The sequence below is a fragment of the Palleronia caenipelagi genome (assembly GCF_007004065.1).
GTDB lineage: Bacteria > Pseudomonadota > Alphaproteobacteria > Rhodobacterales > Rhodobacteraceae > Palleronia > Palleronia caenipelagi.
Genome location: NZ_VFSV01000008.1, coordinates 142,394 through 158,992, shown reverse-complemented (window position 1 = coordinate 158,992; position 16,599 = coordinate 142,394). Strand labels below are relative to the sequence as shown.

Below are 16,599 nucleotides of genomic sequence, written 5' to 3'. Positions count from 1 at the left end.
GGGCGATGTCACCGGGCTTGATCTTCGCACGGGCGGCGGCCTGCATGCCGATGGCAAAGGGCTCGACCATGGCGCCTTCGGCAAAGCTCACGTGGTCTGGCAATTTGTAGGTGAACGCGGCGGGATGCACGACCGAAGGCGTCAGGCAGCCATGGACCGGCGGCGTCGCCCAGAACCGCACTGATGGATCGACATTGTAGACCCCGAGCTTGGCGGCGCGCGAGCGCATATTCGGAATGCCCGGCTCCATGCAGACGCGGTCACCCACGGCGAGGCTGGTCACATCGCGACCGACCTCGCTCACCGTCCCGGCGGCCTCGTGGCCCAGCACCATGGGCTCGCGCACCACAAAGGGGCCGATTTTCCCATGGGTGTAATAATGCACGTCGCTGCCACACACGCCGACCGTGTGGATCGCGATCCGCACATCCTCCGGCCCGAGTGTGTCAGGCAGGTCGATCTCCCGCAGCGAGAGGCGGTCTTTTTCTTCGAGCACGAGGGCCTGTTGTACCATGGAAAGGATCCTGTTCCTGGGTCTCAGTCTCCAGCCGCCTCAAGCAGCCGGAGCGCAGTCGTCTCATCGGTCACCAGCGTATCCACCAGCCGCTACCGCACCGAACGTTGAAAGATCGTTACCGCGTTGAACCGGTCCGCCGCAAGGATCAGATGCAACGGTAATCCCCCGCGATTTTAAGGGGATGCGGAAGTAGAATTTTCTCGGCAGGGTGAACGGGGAGCTTCAGATGGGCCTTGTTGCACGAATCGAGTGAGGGATTCACTGCGTGAATCCAGCGTGATAGCTGGAAGTTATGAGCAGTTGGTCCCCTACGAAGGACAAGACCACGAACTGGTCGGCTTACAATGAAGCACTGTGCCAGCGCGGATCGCTGACGATCTGGTTCGATCCCGACATGATGTGGAAGCCGCCGCCCAGCGGGAAGCGTGGGCGGCAGCCGGGTTTCAGCGATGAAGCTATCCAGACGTGCCTGACAATGAAGGGTGAAGGGCGCTCGGAAAACAGTCCGGTGGACTGTTTTCAGCCCTGAACRGGCGGAGCCCCGGGCAAGTTTGGCATGGTCGCCATTGGGAGCGCCATTGGTCCGAGCGACAATGGCRACGAGACAAACGACCGGGTTCGTTCAGAGCCTCCTGCGGCTGGTTGGGTTGGATTGGCGAGTGCCGGACTTCAGCACCCTGTGCCGCCGCCAAAAGACGCTGAATGTGGCGATCCCGTATCGCGGCGGCACGGGCCCGCTAAACCTGCTGATCGACAGCACCGGCATCAAGGCCGAAGGCGAAGGTGAGTGRAACGCCCGCAAGCACGGCGGAGCCAAACGGCGCATCTGGCGCAAGGTGCACATCGGTATCGACGAGGAAACATTGGAAGTCCGGGCCGTCGAAGTCACCGGCAGCAACATTGGCGATGCGCCCATCCTGCCAGATCTCCTSGACCAAATCCCGTCTGACGAAGAGATCGGTTCCGTGACGGCAGATGGCGCCTRCGACACACGCAAGTGCCACGAGGCAATCGCTGCCCGTTGTGCCGCTGCGATCATCCCGCYCCGCAAGAACGCCAATCCCTGGAAACCAACGAGCCCCGGAGCCATCGCCCGCAATGAGGCACTGCGCGCGTCCAAATATTTGGGTCGTGCCATCTGGCGACGATGGTCTGGCTACCACCGCCGGAGCCGGGTCGAGAGCAAGATGAACTGCATCAAGCTGCTCGGCCAATCCCTCATGGCCCGAGACTTCGACCGCCAGGTCGCCGAGCTGCAAGTTCGTATCGCCGTGCTGAACGGCTACACCGCGCTCGGCGTACCCATGACTGTGGCCGTAGGATAGGTCCGTCCGGGAAAGGGAAACCGCGCTCAGACCCCGATTTGTGCAACAGCGCCCAGACGAAGCCTGGATTTCGTGCGAAATGGACTGGGAAAACATGCAAACTGCAGCATGAGGCTCCAAGGCTAATTCGACAGTCATTTCATTTTAAATAAAAATTTGGTGACCCCGGCAGGATTCGAACCTGCAACCTGCCCCTTAGGAGGGGCGTATTCATATTCCTATTTCCTATTTTCTTTCAGTTGCTTAATCGTTTTGAGGGTGTCCGACCGTGCACGACCTGTGCGAACTCGTTCTCGAATTTCAGCTTCATTCTGCTCGCCATGAGCATAAACTCTGTCGGGCAATGTTGGGTCTTTCCAGCGTCCAGCCTTTGCCGCTGACATAGGGTCAACGCCTTGGCGAACTCGCAGCTCGGTGTAGAATCCATGACGGCCAGCCGGATGGGCAGACAAATAGGGAATACCGGCATTTTTGCAGATCGTGCGCCAGCGTTTGGTGTAGCCTGTACTTGATCCATACCCGAACACGCGGGGTGACATGCGTTCGCCAGTTTTGCGGTTTGCAGGGCATTTCGGGGGCAGGTTAGCAAGCTGGATCATCATGTCATGTGATATAGCAACCCACTGCGCTGGATGCCCTTTCGCCGCCTTGAGCCAGACGCGCTTATTCATCAGGTCAATGTGATCCGGCTCAAGGCTTATTGCCTGATCTATCCGAGCTCCTGTTTCGAACATGAAGTTCGCAAGCGCCGCATTGTAAATGTCCGCATCAGCACAAAAGGCTGCCAACCATTCGCGATCTCCAGGGGTGCGCTCTACCCTGCTCTGCTTCCCTCTGAATTCGTCTTGGTCAATCCGCTCCTTTTCGGAATATCGTTTGACTTTTATGGGCGGACATTTCCCTAGATCATGCGCGTTATTGATAATGGCGCGGATTGGTGACACGATCTCGCGCCACATCGTATCTGTTGCGCAGTTTGGTTTGAGCTCCACACCAAGGTCGCGTAGATATTTCGGTGTGATCGTAACGACAGCCATGTTCAGGAAGTCGTCGGCTTTATGTCCGAGCGCCTCAATAATTTTAAGTATTCTCTCCGCTTCAGCGGGTTTGGCTTTGTAAAGTAGGATCGCCTCATTCATTGTGAGCCGCTCCGCTTCGTCTCCAATGAGGTAACGACGGATTTCCCGGGCCTCATAGTGCGCGATCCAGTCTTTTGCGCCTGCTTCTGTAGATGATCCAGTGCTGAGCCTGAGATACTTCGTGATTGGCCTGCCGTTGTAATCGACCCGACCGTGCGCTTGCCAGACTTCACTGTCTGGTCTGAGTTTTGGACGGAGTGGCATTCCATTCCCTCGCGGATGATTGCGTCCATTTGTTCGCCTGTGATGACAGGCGTCCCGAAGCATTTGTAGCGGTACCCGAGTTCGTTTGCCCGCTTTCTTATTGTGTCAGCCTGAACCTTGACGCCCCTTTGATTCAGTAACGCTGCCCATTCCTCAGGCGTTTTCCCACTATCTAGGATAGTAGAGCCTGTAAGAATCGGCATTCCTGAATCTGTGGGGCGGTTAGACATTAGACGCTTCCGTTCAACCGGACCCGGACGGTGGTGGCGGTATCCGCCGCGGCTTCGGTGGCCGCGCCGATCAGCTTGTTGCCGGTCGCGGTGGTGGTCACGTTGGCGGTGTCGGCCTTCCAGTAGACTTTCGCACCGGGGGCGATAGCTCCGGCGACCTTAGGCAGCTCGAAGACGCCCACAACGGAAGCCTCGAAGGGCTGATTTGCGGCGGCGCTGGTGGCGGCGATCCCAAAGAGAGCGTTCATCACGACACCTTGGCCAGAGGTCACGGGATCGGCGCTGGTGAAGGTCAGCGTGTCCCCTTTCTGGATATAGTTGCGCATCAGGTGAGTCCTTTGCTGGTTTTCGGGTAGATGGTTCTCGGGCGGGAGCCGCCAGAAAGATTGGTGATTTCCGCCTCGATGGCTGCCAGCGCTGCGGCCATTTGGGCGTCGGATTTGTAGGTCAGGGTTTCGCCATCAAGCGTCACGGTGGTAATCCCCTTGAACCGGGCGCGCCGGAGCCGGTCCCGCGCGCTCAGAAGTTCATCGAGCGTCATACGCTGCCCGCGATGCGGTGCGCCGGGCGCCAGTCCAGCCAGCCGCAGCCGAAGTCGAGGAAGGCGCGGAACTTGAGCCCCAGCGTATCCCAAGCCTCGGTGCGTTGGATCTGGACCCCCTGCGCCGCGCTGAGATACGCGTACTGCATGGCGGCCAGCCGGGCCGGGTCCGCGAAGACGTACCAAAAATCTGCGGGCAAGCGGGGTTCGACCAGCAGCGAGAGTTTCCCCCCAAACGGGTTCACATCGTCCACCTTGTTGGGCTGGATCGACGCGAGCGCCTTTTCGGCTTCGGTCTCATGGTCTGCCCCCACCAGAACGTAGCGCGGCGCGACGGAGATAATCGTTTTGCCGTCCTGTCCCGTCCGGGTGCGCATCTTGCGGCGCATTTCGATCAGCAGGTTGACGCTCGGAGCGCCCTCAAGACCTGGAGCGGAGACGTTGCCCCGGCTGTCATCGAAAACCGGAGTCCCATCCGACATTGCAGGGTTTCCAGTTATCAACTTCACCAGCTCGTCGGCTTCGGTCTGTGCCGCAGCCTCGCCCAGCGCAGCAGTCATATCGCCCAGCAAGCCGAGGTCATCATTGATAAGGTTCTCCCGCGACACGCTCAGCCCGCGCGCCAAGGTCCCGAGCTTCATCGTTTCACCATTTTCGGTGCGGCTGGTGGCCTTGATTTCGCCAGCCTCCGAAAGCGGTTCGAGCCGCCCCATTTCGCTCAGACGGATGGCCGTGTTTTCCTTGAAGTTCGGCAGTGTTCGCTGGCGACAGAGCTTTTTGAGCGGGCTTTCTGCGGCCTTGTAGGTGTCGAGCGCCACCTTGTTCGCCGCGTTCGAAACGACAAGAGGGAAGTCGCTGGACGTGTGTGCCGCCCGCGTGAACACCTCGTCGGAAGACATGCCCCGCGTCGAGACGCCGTTGCGGGCGAGGCTGTCAGCGGCCATGTCGCGCAGGCTCATGTTGACATAGGCGCGGGCATCTTCGGGTAGATCGCCACCCGCCATCCGATAGGCCATCGCCTCGGACTGGCGGCGGGTGATGACCGCCGGGTCATCATTGGCGGGGGCATGGCTGCGGATGATCGGTGCGCTGCGCTGCCGGTTCTGCTGGGCGTCGAAGATTTCGGCCTTGGCGCGGGTCAGGTCCGCTCCGGCGTCGATCAGATCATCGGCAACCTGGGCGTCGAGATTCGCAGAGCGGACCAGCGCCCGTATCTCCCTGCGGCGGGTTCGCTCAGCCTCGTCCACGACGGGCGGATCGGTCGTGATAATGTCTTCGGGCATGGTTTCTGTCCTTTCGTTGTCTCTCAGTCTTGCGTTCGGATCGGCAGGGTTTGAGGTCAGGGTCACTTCGGTCAGGCACCAGTCCACCGCGCGGCGGGTCCGGGTTCCACCGCTCGCGCCGTCCGCCCAGCGGCGGACGCGATAGCCGATGGAAACGCCCCGCAAGGTCCCGTCCGCGATCCGTTCCAGAACCGGGGTCACGTCCGCCGCAGCGCTCAGCTTGAGCAACGCAATCGCCTGATCGCCCTCGATCCTGATCGCCGCGACCGTGCCGAGGGTCGCCCGAACGCTGTCGGTGCGGTGGCTGTCGAGGACCGGGAGCCCGGTCACATTCGCCGTTTCGAGGCCCGAACAGACCAGAATTTCGGTGAACACGCCGCGCGCATCACGTCGCTGGACCGGGGTTCCGGTCGCAATCACCGCCTCGACGGTGCGCGCGTCGGGATCGAAGGTTGCCGGGGCCAGAGAAGCATCAAACGGCATCGGTGTTCCCCTTGGGGCTGGTATGGGTCGGGGTGAAGTTAAGGCCCAGCTCGGCCTCGCGGGCACGGTCGGCGTGGATTTCCTCGTCGATATCTTCGGCGGACCAGCCCAATTCATTGATCGCTTGGGACCGGCTTTTCAGGCCGAGGGCGAGCGCCTTCTCGACCGCTTCCAGATCCTTGGCCGGGTCCACCTGCTGCGGGCGCGGCATGATCCAATCGGCGGCAGTGTCGCTCGGAATATCCAGCCTGCCAGACAGGATCTCGCCCAGAAGCCAGCGCTCCCAGACGGGGCGCAGGACCTGCGGGACAAGGGTCGAATATTGGACCTGTTCCATGCGGACTCGGAAGGGGATCAGACCCGCCCGCAAGCTGCTGTAATTCGCGTTCGTCAAATCACCCGACAGCAAGAACTCAGGGACCCCAAGCGCTGCGGCCATCGCCTGCAAACTCATGCGCAGGAGCGCCGGGGCGTCCTTGATCTGATCGGGCGCGGAGAATTTTACATCGGTGCCGTAGGGCAGGAACGTGATCGCGCCGGGCTCCCATTCGGGATCTCCGAACACTTTATCGGTGCCGCCGGTGTCGCTCGTATCGGTGACAAAGGCTGCGGCCATTGCGGACAGCTTCGCGGCCATCAGCAGCGCGTCTTTCCACTGGTCCAGCTCATTGGCCGTCAGGATCGCAGGGGCCAGCCAAGACAGCCCGCGAACCTGACCGGGACCGATCGGGTGGAAAAGGTGCAGAACGTCCGCTGCGTCGATCCGGCGGGCGGGGCTCTCGTTGGTGAAAACGGAGTGCGGACGCTCGGGGTGCAGCCAGTAGGCGACCCTGCGACCCGCAGCGTCGAACTCGATGCCGTTCACAATCATCCGACCGCCTTCCAGAACAGCCGTGCGCGCGGTGTCGATGTGATCCGGTGCGAGGGTTTGCACCCGCAGCCCGTCCGGGGTGTCGTGCATCAGCGCCAGCCCCTCTCCCCAGACCACCATGTCACGCGCCATCTGGGCCAGAACGCCCGCGAGGTCGGTCCGCTCCGAGTGATCCGCCCGCCCGCTCCAACGCTCGAAAGCCAGCTCAACATCGCGGCGCTGGCTGCGCTGCAAACCCCGGACCGTCAGTCGCGGCCCGGTGCCGATCAGAAACGTGACCAGATTGGCGACCGCATTGGACAGGTAAGGATTATTCGCAGCCATGTAGGCTGCCCGGCTGCCGACGATGTGATGGCCCGCAGCAACTTCCGCGTTCAGTCGGTGAAACGTCCCCATGCCGTTGCCGCGACGCCCGCCGGTGGCGGCATCGAGGCTTCGATGGAAGGTGCCGCCCGTGCCAGCCTGCGGCGAACGGTAAGCCGCAGGGGTTTCGATAGCACGGGCGGCGGTCGCCAGAGCGCTCGCGGCCCACCGGCGCGCTCCGGCCATCCCGGCTGTTATGGTGCCAAAGTCCACCACCGGAACTACACGTCCACCCGCGACCGCGAGCGGATCTTTTCGACGTATTTCACGAAGTCATCGTAGGCCGCAGTGGCAACCTCCTCCCCGTATTCGTCCGCAAGGTCTTCCTTGAACTGCCGCGCGATGCGCCAGCCGTCATTTTCCAGAGAGAACGTGAGGAATACGTCTTCATACTCGTTCGGACCTCGGCCCGGTTTGCCGGGAACACAAAGCTCGCCGTCCACGAAGCCGACACGAACCTGCCCGCCGCTGATAAACGTGTTGAAGTTTCCATGGTGCGCGGCGGCGCAGGCATCTTTCACCGACACCCCAACGGACATCAGCTTTTGCGCGACCCTCGCTTGCAGCAGGTCACGGAACTGGAACCGCATTTCGGGCGCGCGACCCCGGCCCGGCCATTCCGGCGTCGGCACAAGACCGTGGCGCTTGCGCCACGTACGAAAGGTTTCAACAGGCACTCCAAGGATGTCTGCGGCGGTGCGGGCACCTACGTCCCAGTCAGTCAGCTTTACGTTCATGATGAACTCCTATTGTCTAGTATCAACAATAAGGTTCAGCATGAACCTTAGTCAAACACATTCGGTGTATCGCTGTTGAAACTGTGACAGGGTGATCCATGCGGGAATGCTCAGAACGTCACCGCCGCGTCGGACAACGCGACATCGAGCGGAATTCCGTGGTGAACGGTGGCTTTGAGGGCATCGCGCAAGCGGGAGCGGGCTTCACGGTCCATTGTCTTGAGTTTTTTCTGCATCCAGAAAGCGTTTAGACGTTGCTCACGGTAGCTCAGGACAAATGCTCGCACATCGCCAAGAAAGAGCCAGTCCAAGTTTATCCCTTCCTCCGCGCAGAACCGGAGTATGTCGGTGCTAATCTGAATATCGCCGTCCACGATTGTCAGAGACGGCGGGGCGGTGTCGGTGAGCTTCGCGAAATAGTCGAGCCGTCCTTGAACAGCTTCAACACGTGGGGTGTCGTCTCCAGTGGCAGCGGGTGCGCAGCCGACGGGTGCGGCGGCAAGGGCGGTCAGAGCGGTGCGGCGGGTCATTGACATGGCGCGCCCTCCATCAGCTTGCGGGTCTGACGCAGAGCCGCGCGGACATAGCTGCGGGCTTCGCGCTCGGACTGGCTGTAGCCGCCGCGACGCTCGGTTCCGTCGAGGGCGAGACACAAGCAATCATGGATTTCGTAGAGACGACCGGCAGGCAAGCCGGGGGCATTCGCGCAAACGCGTTCGTTGGGCATTGTCAGGGTCTCCTGATAAAGTTATCACATAAGGTGCAACACTGCACTTTTAGCGCAGGCTGCACTATTAGCGCAAGGTGAAAATGATGACTCCTTCACAATGCCGCGCTGCGCGTGCGCTGCTGTCCATTTCTCAAGACGCCCTTGCAGCAAAATCTGGAGTAGCCAAACGAACGATAGCCAGCTTTGAAAAAGAGGATCGCAAGCCATACGATAGAACGATTGACGCGATTCGCGTTGCGTTAGAGTGCGCCGGTGTTGAGTTCATTGCCGAAAATGGAGGCGGGGCAGGCGTGCGGTTTAGAAAGGCGAACAATGGACATTAGTGGTGCACTCAGTGCGCTGACCAACACGGTCACGCTGGTCAAGGCTATCAAGGATCTTGATCACTCGCTGGGCAAGTCTGAGCTCAAGGCAAAAATGGCAGACCTTTACTCTGACCTCGCTGAGGTCAAGATGGCTATGGTTGATGCAGGCAATGAAATAAAGCGGCTCGAAGCTGAGAAAGCCGAGCTCTTGAAAAGGTTTTCGGCTAAGGACGAATTAATTCTACATAAGGGGTATCATTATCGAGCAGACCCGAACGATAAATCAAAGCCAATCGGGCACGCGGTTTGCCCACTATGCCTTTCTGAGGAAGGTATCCAAATGACCTTGAGAGATGTGGGCTACAAGCCCACTTGCCCTCGCTGCAACACTACGTACGAAGATGCCTTCGTTTTTGGCTACCCATAACGGTGTTTTAACAGTTCGAAAAACAGCAACTAACGCTGTGGTTCTGACTGACCAGTTAGACACTAAGAAACTTTGAACGGATCACCCGCTTAGGTGCTGGCCGGTCCTGTAGCCCGCCCGCCTTCAACTGCCCCTCCCGGTCTGCAAAGTTCACATGTACAACCTGTCGGGCGGCGATGGCGTAGACGACGCAATCCAGCGCCTCGGCGCGGCGTCCGGGAACCCGCTCGAATCGGCGCTGCGGCTGGCCTCGGGAATATCGAACCACCTGCCGTTCGCTGGCCAATTGCTCAAACCACACGGGCGGCAGATCGGCGGAGAAGCGGACAGAGCCGGGCCGGGCGAGACGCGCCATCAGACTGACTTTGATCCCGTCCACTCCGATCAGCCATAGCCGCGCCGCTTGGGCCTTACGTGACCGCGACAGCTCGATGAATGGGCGCGCCCCAGCAACTCCCTTGCCCGCCATTATCCTGCGGCGCTGTCGCGGGCCACAGAAGCGCATCACGGCTTCCATTGTCGATCCGTCCCCGGAGTCGATCACAGTCGCCTCGACGCCCAGCGAGCCGCCCAGCGGATGCGCCCAGCGCATCTTTAGCAGCCCGTCCAGCTCCGACCATGTGCGATCATCGTCCCATTGCCCCCAGATCACCTCATGGCCCAGCACCAGCGCCGTTTCGTCCTGGGAAAAGCCGATCAGGGTGCATTCCAGCCGGTCGTGTTGCACGTCCACACCTGCGCTGATCGTCAGAACCTCCGGCGGCAGCTTATCCAGCCCGAAAGCCTCTCCCCGGCTGGCCAGATCGTCGGCGTCGAGTTCATCGCCCGCACCGCGCCAGCCTTGGCCCAGAATGGTATTCACAAAGGTTTGCAGCGTGGTCGGGTCCTGCTTCGCGGACAGAAACTCAGCCACCAACTGCGGCCAAGACGCGTTGGCGTGCAGTGACACCAGCGCGTTGAGCTGAAACCCGGCATGTCCCTTCACGTCGGGCCGGGTGGCGCGCCATTGGCCTTGCGCGACCATGGCGGGCTTGTGCCGTTCTGCGATCCCGGCCGCGCAATGGGGACAAGTCCAGCGGGCAGTTTCGGGCTGACCTTCATCCCAGCGGATCGCGTTCCAAAGGATCTCGGAGAGCGTGCCGCAGTCAGGGCACGGCACCTCGAACACCCGCGCGTCGGACTGGGCAAAGGCGCGCAGGACGTTGCTGGTTTCCTCGTGAACCGGTGTGCTGCCGAGAACAATCTTGCGGTCTGGAAAGGACAGGGTGCGCTTTTCTGCCAGAAGGATGGGCGAGCCTTCGGCGGTGGCTTCCATGCCGTCCACTTCGTCCATGAACAGCACCCGGACATTATGCCGGCGCAGGTTGCGCGGTGCCTTCGCGGCCACGACCTTGAGCGATCCGCCGGGGAAGCGCCGCGACATAAGCGTGTTGCGTTCGTCGCCGTCGAGGTCATAGGCCAGCGCCTTGGCGACGGCTGGCGACGCGGCAAAGATCGGTTCCACGTCAGACACCATGTAGTCCCTGCAATCGGCCTCGGCTGGCAGCAGGCAAAGGATCGGCGCGGGCTCATTGGCGACGAAGGATGCGACCGCAGAGGTCAGGAGCGTGGTGAAGCCGACACGCACCGGCTTGACCAGCGTCACCCGCTCGATGGTCGGATCACCGATGGCGTCGGCAATCTCACGCTGAAACGGCCAGAGGCGCACCGGGCCGGGCTGGGCGCTGACGCCTTCGGGCAGGATCACATGCGACTCGATCCATTCCGAGAGCTGCAGGCGGGGCGGCGGCACCAGCGATTGCAGCGCGTTGCGGGTGATCCGCTCAATCGTGTCCATGTGCGGCCTTCGTCAGAGCATCGCGCAGCGCCCGGTCCATGGCATCGAGAGTCGGGCGGTCGAGGTCGGGCAGGTCGGAGCGGAGCCGCGACGGCACCGCGAGGATGCGCGCGCGGACCTGCCGGAGAATGTCAGCCCATGCCCGTTCGACCTCGCCTGCGTCCACCAGCTCGTCGCGCAGTTTGGCATTCTTGAGAGCCTGTGCGTCGGCTTGCTCTTTGGCCAGCCTTGTCCGCTCGGCTGTCAGGTTCGCCGCCTGATCGGCAGAGCCCCAGCCCGAAGCGATGCCCCGCAGGTGCAGGACATAGGCCCGGACGGTTTCAGTCAGATCATAGGCATCGTGTCCGCAGTGAACCGCAAGGCCGCGCTTCTTGAGGTCCGACAATGCCGCCGGGGAAAGGTCCAGGAGGTCGCAGAGGTCCTTTCCGCTGACATGGTGGACCGGCGCGCCGTCCAGAGGCAATTCGCTGATGATCTTCACAAATTTCACCCCCTAGGACATTCTGCAGCGGCTGAAGCGTCGGGCGGAATCGCCCCCGCTAGGCTGACCGGCGGGAAGGACCCGGCAGAGAAAGAGCACGGCAGCGACTGTTGATTGCGTGGGCCTGCCGCCTGCTGGTCTTCTGTGGTGCGTGTCGCTCATTGCTGCTGTCTCTCTCTGTTCTAACGTTGCTCTATTCTCTCACTGCTTAGTGGTGAGGGTTTGAGCGAAGGGCATAGGACGACTGCCCCCAGCGCTTGGCTGAGGCAGTCCCTATGCCCTCTGCGTGAAGTCACCTGCTCAGCGGAGCCGGGCCATCGCTTTGGGCCTGTCTGGTCGTGCGTTCCCGCCAGTCAGTCGGTTGCTGCTTGCGACGCTTGAACGCTGCGCCGGGGATCGGGCCTCAACCTCTCGGACTGCCCTTTGCCTGTGATCCCGCCCGTGGTAGGCTTTCACCCGTGGCGCCACCGTTGCTAACCCGAACCGCCACTTTGGCCCTGCGTGTTGCGGCGCGCAGGGTCGCCGTTTTTCTCACCTCTCGATCAGCTCGAAGTCTTGTTCCGGCGCGGTGCCGAGTTCTGACACCAGCCGCCGCATGATCTGTTCTTGCTTGACGGAGGGGCGCCATCCGGCGCGCTTGCCGTGTTTGGCGATGGACCTGACAAAGCCTTTCAGCCAGTCGTCCGAGTCGTCGGCCATCACCCGCCGCAAAACAAACGGCCAGCGATAGGTCAGGATTTCATCCAGCTCGCGGTCAGTCATACCGCCACCTCAAATTCGCTGATGCGCCGGTAGAATGCTGCCTGATCGCGAGGGTTCATCGCGTCGAAAGCCGCGAGGGCGTATGCCTTGAGTTCGTCGCGCGTGGCGTGGTCAGCCCAATGTCGGGCGTCAGCCATCCCACCGCAGAAAGCGAGACGGGGCATCCCGGCGGCGTCGAGGGCGGCTGCGGCGGTCGCCTCGGCCTGACCGGGGTCCATCGAGGTCAGGGCAGCATAGGCAAGGGCAGCTCTCTCACGCGCTGTCAGGCGCGCCGCGAGAACGATACTCAGGCCCAGCCATGCAGCCGCATCGCCCAGAGCGACGCAGTAGCCAAGCATTCGGACTGCTTTCAGGTGCCGGGGTTCCATAGCCTTGGCGAAGGTCGGGCGCTTGCTCATTCCCCGATCCCCCAATGCTGGGCGATAATGGGGTGACGGGCCGCGACAACCGATATATGCTGCCAACTGAAACGACCAGTTTCACAATCCATCAGAGCGCCGTTGCGGGGACCAGCCGCAGCGGCGCTTTTTTTTATCTCATTCCCAAAATTCGCGCGGTCGCAAAGATTCTGTGCACGATTTGTGTAACATTGTGCTGCCGTGGCGCGGTTTGTTCGTGCCACGTTCTGCTGTTCAATGACTTGGGCAGATTTTTCGGTTCCATAAATGCCTGTATTTTCAGGCGTTTCTGGTGACCCCGGCAGGATTCGAACCTGCAACCTGCCCCTTAGGAGGGGGCTGCTCTATCCAGTTGAGCCACGGGGCCGATAAGGCTTGATTACGATGACCGGACCGTGAAGGCCAGAGGGGGAGGGGTCACGGATCGTCAGAAACCATGCCAAGATCTACGCCATCGCGGGTGAAAGCGTCGGGGACGGTGGCGAAATCGGAGGTGACCACAGCAGGGACGCCGAGCCGGCGGATCGAGGCGATGGCGGCGCGGTCGTCGTCGCTGGTGCCGGGGACGGGTTCGCGCAGGACCACGGCCTTGATCCGCCCTCCATGGCGGTGGCAGGCGTCGAGATAGACATGGGCGTCATGCTGTCCCGTATCACCGATCAGCACGAAGGGCAGGCCGGGATTGGCCGACATAATCTGGTCGATGGCCTGACCTTTATGACCACCATGGCCGCCCTGGGGGGTGATGAACTGGCTCTCCGAGAGTCCTAGATCGCGGAGGAACAGGGGCGCAAAGACCAGACCGGCGCGGTCAAAAACGCTGACGAGAAAGGCGTGCAGGTTCCACGGCGACGACGAGACGAAAAACACCGGGTTGCGACCATGATCCGAGAGGTGGTCGAGCAGCACAACCGCGTCCGGGTAGACATGGCGGGACAGGGCGGAGCCGGTGAAGGTCGTCCAGAGGTTTTTCGCCAGCGAATGCGCGCCGGTCTGCATGACCGTATCGTCGATATCGGAGATGACGCCGATGGTGGCGCCGGGGCCGGTGACCTGTACCGGGGCCATGACGCGGCTCGACGGGTCGCTCTCGATTTCCAGAAGCACATGATGGGGACCGGCTGCCATTTCGACGGGCACGACCATGGAGAAGTAACCCTCTTCGTCGCTGAGGGCGGAGACGTTGTAGGTTGGGGCAGTGACGCGGACGCCGGAGACCTCGTCGGTCATGAAGAGCGCGGCCATCTCACGCAGATTCTGCCACCGGCTCTGGGTCGGGTCAGGGGTGGTGCGGCGCAGGGAGGCGAGCACGCGCCCGCGCAGGACGATGCCGCCCTCGGCACTGTAGCCGCGATAGGGGTCGAGCACGGGCCGATCGGGGCGCGGGTTCGGGAACACACGCGCGAGCGCGCGCTCACCCGCCAATGCGACCCTATGCACCATTCGTTTCAGGCCACCCGTTGCCATGTCATCCTCGCGTGGTTGTCAGGCGCTCAAGCGCCCACTGCGCCGCATCCGAGACGGCGGTATCGGGATCTTGTGTCAGACCTGCTGCCACATCTGTCAAGCGTGGGTCGCCGGAATTGCCGATGGCATAAAGGACGTTCCTCACAAAACGGTCGCGGCCCGTGCGCTTGATCGGCGATCCGGCGAACCGGGCGCGAAAGCCGGCATCATCGAGATGGGCCAGCGCGCGCAGTGGCGGCGCGCGACGGGTACCGTCTCCCATCAGCCGTTGGTCCCGCGCCGCTTTGGCAAACTTGTTCCAGGGACAAACGGCGAGGCAGTCGTCGCAGCCATAGATCCGGTTGCCCATCAGGGGGCGCAGCTCCGGGTCCACGGGCCCCTCATGCTCAATGGTCAGGTAGGAGATGCAGCGCCGGGCGTCGAGCTGGTAGGGCGCGGGGAACGCAGCCGTCGGGCAGATATCGAGGCAGGCGCGGCACGACCCACAGTGGCTGATCTCGGGCGCATCGGGTGGCAGTTCCAGCGTGGTAAAGATCGCGCCCAGAAAAACCCAGTTTCCGATCTCGCGGCCCAGCAGGTTCGTATGCTTGCCCTGCCAGCCGAGCCCGGCGGCTTGGGCGAGGGGCTTCTCCATGACCGGGGCCGTATCGACGAAGACCTTGATCTGGTGGCTCTCGGCGCCGGGTTGCGAGAGCAGCCAGCGGCCTACGCGTTTCAGCCGTTTCTTCACCACGTCGTGATAGTCCCGCCCATGTGCGTAGACGCTGATTGCGCCGCGGTCGCGGTGCTCCAGATCGTCCAGCGGGTTGTGCTCGGGGCTGTAGCTCTCGGCCAGCATGATGACCGAGCGGGCCTCGGGCCAGAGCGCGCCGGGGTCGCTGCGCCAATGGGTGCGCTCCGCCATCCAACCCATCTGCCCATGGCGTCCGGCATCCAGAAACGCCGCGAGCCGACCGGCGGCCTCCGGGATCGCATCGGGGCGGCAGATGCCCATGCGCAGGAAACCGGCCTCAAGCGCCTCGGCACGCAGGGCGGCTTTCAGCGCGTCAGAAGTCGAGATCGGCATAGTGGGGCGGGGGCGGGAAGCCCGGCACCACATCCGAGAGAATCCCCCGGAAGGCCGGGCGGGATTTGATTTTGGCGTACCAGTCTTTGACCCCTTCGTTGCGGGTCCACTCCACATCCGAGGTGTAGTCCAGCGCCGAGAGATGCGAGGCGGCGGCGAAATCCGCCAGCGTCATGGTATCGCCGGCCAGCCAGCGCCGCTGATCCAGCAGCCAAGCCATGTAATCGAGGTGGAACTTGATCGCTTTCGTCCCGGCCTTGATCTTTGCGCTGTCGGGATAGCCCGTTCCCATGATTTTGCGGTTCACCCGCTCATAGAGCAGGTTTGCGGTCACCTGATTGAAAAAGCTGTCATCGAACCAGCCGCAGAGACGCCGCACCTCGTAGCGCTCTTCGGGCTTCGACGGCATCAGGGCCGGGCTCGGATGAATATGTTCGAGATATTCGCAGATCGCCATGCTCTCGGACATGTTGCGGCCTTCGATACGGAGGATCGGCACCTTGCCCACGGGGTTGCGCCGCAGGAAATCCGGGTCGCGCTCCCAATACCGTTCTTCGACGAGATCAACCTCGATCCGCTTTTCCGCCAGAACCAGCCGCACCTTGCGGCAGAACGGTGAGAGCGGCATGTGATACAGGCGATACATCGGCACCTCCGAAGCGACTCCGGCCTTGTGCCGTGTCACGCCAGCCGGATCAAGGGGCCGTCGCGCGTTCAAAGCAGGCCGCGCGCCCATCTCGCTGGATGGTGGCGGCGCCGTCGAGGATGCTGGCGGCCCGTTGCCGAACGAATTGCGACGGGTTCGAGGCCGAGCGGCCCTTGGGGTCGGGCAGAATGGCTGCGAGACGGGCGGCCTGCACCGGGCTCAGATCGGCAGCGCTGACACCAAAATAATGGCGCGCGGCTGCCTCGACCCCGAACACGCCTTCGTCGAACTCGGCCACGTTGAGATAGATCGCCAGCATCCGCCGTTTCGTCCAGATCAGTTCGGTCACCGGGGTCAGAGCGGCCTCCAGCGCCTTGCGCGGCCAGCTCCGCCCCTGCCAGAGAAAGACGTTTTTCACCACTTGCTGGCTGATGGTCGAGGCCCCGCGCGCCGCCCCGTCGTCCAGCGCCGCCCGGATCGCCTCCATGTCAAAGCCCCAATGCTGGCAGAACCGCGCATCCTCGGCAGCCACCGCCGAGCGCGCCATGACCGGCGCGATCTCGTCCATCGGCACCCAGTCATAGGAGACCCCGCCGAGACGGCGCGATTCGGACAGCATGTAGGGGGTGGTGATCGGGGAGATTACAGAGAGCAGGGCGATGCAGAGCAGACCCAGCACCAGAACGGCCAGCAGGCCGCGCAGGATCCAGAGCCTGAGCCGGGCCAGAAGCCCCGGTCCCTGTGCCTTGCGGCGGCGTGACTTGGATTTTGCCATGCTCCTCCCCGG

General features: G+C 62.2%; 19 protein-coding genes, 1 tRNA gene and 1 pseudogene. 3 read left to right on the top strand and 18 right to left on the bottom strand.

Annotated elements, in window-relative coordinates:
- Nucleotides 1-514 (bottom strand): alcohol dehydrogenase catalytic domain-containing protein (locus tag FEV53_RS06975; protein ID WP_185962131.1); only part of this gene is annotated, 514 nt, incomplete at its 3' end.
- A 295-nt stretch (nt 515-809) separates the two neighbouring features.
- On the opposite strand from FEV53_RS06975, the pseudogene FEV53_RS06965 reads away from it, so the two are divergent.
- Nucleotides 810-1,842: pseudogene (locus tag FEV53_RS06965) on the top strand (IS5 family transposase).
- Between the two features lie 218 nt (nt 1,843-2,060).
- Here the strand turns inward: FEV53_RS06965 and FEV53_RS06960 are convergent.
- From FEV53_RS06960 to FEV53_RS06925, 8 genes are all read right to left on the bottom strand, one after another.
- Complete coding sequence (locus tag FEV53_RS06960) at nt 2,061-3,185, bottom strand: tyrosine-type recombinase/integrase (protein WP_142834086.1); 1,125 nt, start codon at nt 3,183-3,185, stop codon at nt 2,061-2,063.
- A gap of 229 nt (nt 3,186-3,414) precedes the next feature.
- Complete coding sequence (locus FEV53_RS06955) at nt 3,415-3,741, bottom strand: DUF2190 family protein (RefSeq protein WP_142834085.1); 327 nt, start codon at nt 3,739-3,741, stop codon at nt 3,415-3,417.
- A complete protein-coding gene (locus FEV53_RS06950; RefSeq protein WP_142834084.1) occupies nt 3,741-3,956 on the bottom strand; it encodes a phage head-tail joining protein in 216 nt (71 codons plus the stop codon). Before FEV53_RS06950 ends, FEV53_RS06955 begins: the two co-directional genes overlap by 1 nt.
- The gene (locus FEV53_RS06945; protein ID WP_185962130.1) at nt 3,953-5,722 is read right to left on the bottom strand and encodes a prohead protease/major capsid protein fusion protein; all 1,770 of its coding nucleotides are present in this window, start codon (nt 5,720-5,722) and stop codon (nt 3,953-3,955) included. The genes FEV53_RS06950 and FEV53_RS06945 overlap by 4 nt, the downstream gene beginning before the upstream one ends.
- Nucleotides 5,712-7,142, bottom strand: a complete 1,431-nt coding sequence (locus FEV53_RS06940; RefSeq protein ID WP_221931591.1) for a phage portal protein — start codon at nt 7,140-7,142, stop codon at nt 5,712-5,714. Before FEV53_RS06940 ends, FEV53_RS06945 begins: the two co-directional genes overlap by 11 nt.
- A gap of 35 nt (nt 7,143-7,177) precedes the next feature.
- The gene (locus FEV53_RS06935; protein WP_142834082.1) at nt 7,178-7,693 is read right to left on the bottom strand and encodes a MerR family transcriptional regulator; all 516 of its coding nucleotides are present in this window, start codon (nt 7,691-7,693) and stop codon (nt 7,178-7,180) included.
- Between the two features lie 110 nt (nt 7,694-7,803).
- Nucleotides 7,804-8,229 carry a hypothetical protein gene (locus FEV53_RS06930; protein WP_142834081.1) on the bottom strand — a complete coding sequence of 142 codons (426 nt, stop codon included), beginning with the start codon at nt 8,227-8,229 and terminating at the stop codon, nt 7,804-7,806.
- Nucleotides 8,220-8,420 carry a hypothetical protein gene (locus FEV53_RS06925; protein ID WP_142834080.1) on the bottom strand — a complete coding sequence of 67 codons (201 nt, stop codon included), beginning with the start codon at nt 8,418-8,420 and terminating at the stop codon, nt 8,220-8,222. The genes FEV53_RS06930 and FEV53_RS06925 overlap by 10 nt, the downstream gene beginning before the upstream one ends.
- 83 nt (nt 8,421-8,503) lie before the next feature.
- Between FEV53_RS06925 and FEV53_RS06920 the strand changes: the two genes are divergently transcribed.
- Nucleotides 8,504-8,746, top strand: a complete 243-nt coding sequence (locus tag FEV53_RS06920) for a helix-turn-helix domain-containing protein (protein WP_342778283.1) — start codon at nt 8,504-8,506, stop codon at nt 8,744-8,746.
- Complete coding sequence (locus tag FEV53_RS06915) at nt 8,676-9,155, top strand: hypothetical protein (protein ID WP_221931593.1); 480 nt, start codon at nt 8,676-8,678, stop codon at nt 9,153-9,155. The genes FEV53_RS06920 and FEV53_RS06915 overlap by 71 nt, the downstream gene beginning before the upstream one ends.
- A gap of 55 nt (nt 9,156-9,210) precedes the next feature.
- Here the strand turns inward: FEV53_RS06915 and FEV53_RS06910 are convergent, their stop codons facing one another.
- The 9 genes from FEV53_RS06910 to mtgA form a co-directional block, all read right to left on the bottom strand.
- On the bottom strand, nt 9,211-10,992 hold the full coding sequence (locus FEV53_RS06910) for a phage terminase large subunit family protein (RefSeq protein WP_142834078.1): 1,782 nt from the start codon (nt 10,990-10,992) through the stop codon (nt 9,211-9,213).
- The gene (locus FEV53_RS06905) at nt 10,979-11,473 is read right to left on the bottom strand and encodes a terminase small subunit (protein WP_142834077.1); all 495 of its coding nucleotides are present in this window, start codon (nt 11,471-11,473) and stop codon (nt 10,979-10,981) included. The genes FEV53_RS06910 and FEV53_RS06905 overlap by 14 nt, the downstream gene beginning before the upstream one ends.
- 531 nt (nt 11,474-12,004) lie before the next feature.
- The gene (locus FEV53_RS06900) at nt 12,005-12,235 is read right to left on the bottom strand and encodes a hypothetical protein (protein WP_142834076.1); all 231 of its coding nucleotides are present in this window, start codon (nt 12,233-12,235) and stop codon (nt 12,005-12,007) included.
- Nucleotides 12,232-12,633 (bottom strand): hypothetical protein, encoded by a 402-nt coding sequence (locus FEV53_RS06895; protein ID WP_142834075.1) that lies wholly within the window; start codon nt 12,631-12,633, stop codon nt 12,232-12,234. Before FEV53_RS06895 ends, FEV53_RS06900 begins: the two co-directional genes overlap by 4 nt.
- Nucleotides 12,634-12,923: 290 nt before the next feature.
- Nucleotides 12,924-13,000 (bottom strand) — tRNA-Arg (locus FEV53_RS06890).
- A 50-nt stretch (nt 13,001-13,050) separates the two neighbouring features.
- On the bottom strand, nt 13,051-14,100 hold the full coding sequence (locus FEV53_RS06885; protein ID WP_142834074.1) for a phosphatase domain-containing protein: 1,050 nt from the start codon (nt 14,098-14,100) through the stop codon (nt 13,051-13,053).
- 1 nt (nt 14,101) lies between these two features.
- Complete coding sequence (queG, locus tag FEV53_RS06880) at nt 14,102-15,166, bottom strand: tRNA epoxyqueuosine(34) reductase QueG (protein WP_142834073.1); 1,065 nt, start codon at nt 15,164-15,166, stop codon at nt 14,102-14,104.
- Nucleotides 15,147-15,812 (bottom strand): FtsZ-binding protein FzlA, encoded by a 666-nt coding sequence (fzlA, locus tag FEV53_RS06875; RefSeq protein WP_142834072.1) that lies wholly within the window; start codon nt 15,810-15,812, stop codon nt 15,147-15,149. Before fzlA ends, queG begins: the two co-directional genes overlap by 20 nt.
- A gap of 49 nt (nt 15,813-15,861) precedes the next feature.
- Entirely contained in the window at nt 15,862-16,587 is a 726-nt protein-coding gene (gene mtgA / locus FEV53_RS06870) for a monofunctional biosynthetic peptidoglycan transglycosylase (RefSeq protein WP_142834071.1), read from the bottom strand.
- Nucleotides 16,588-16,599: the final 12 nt, after the last annotated feature.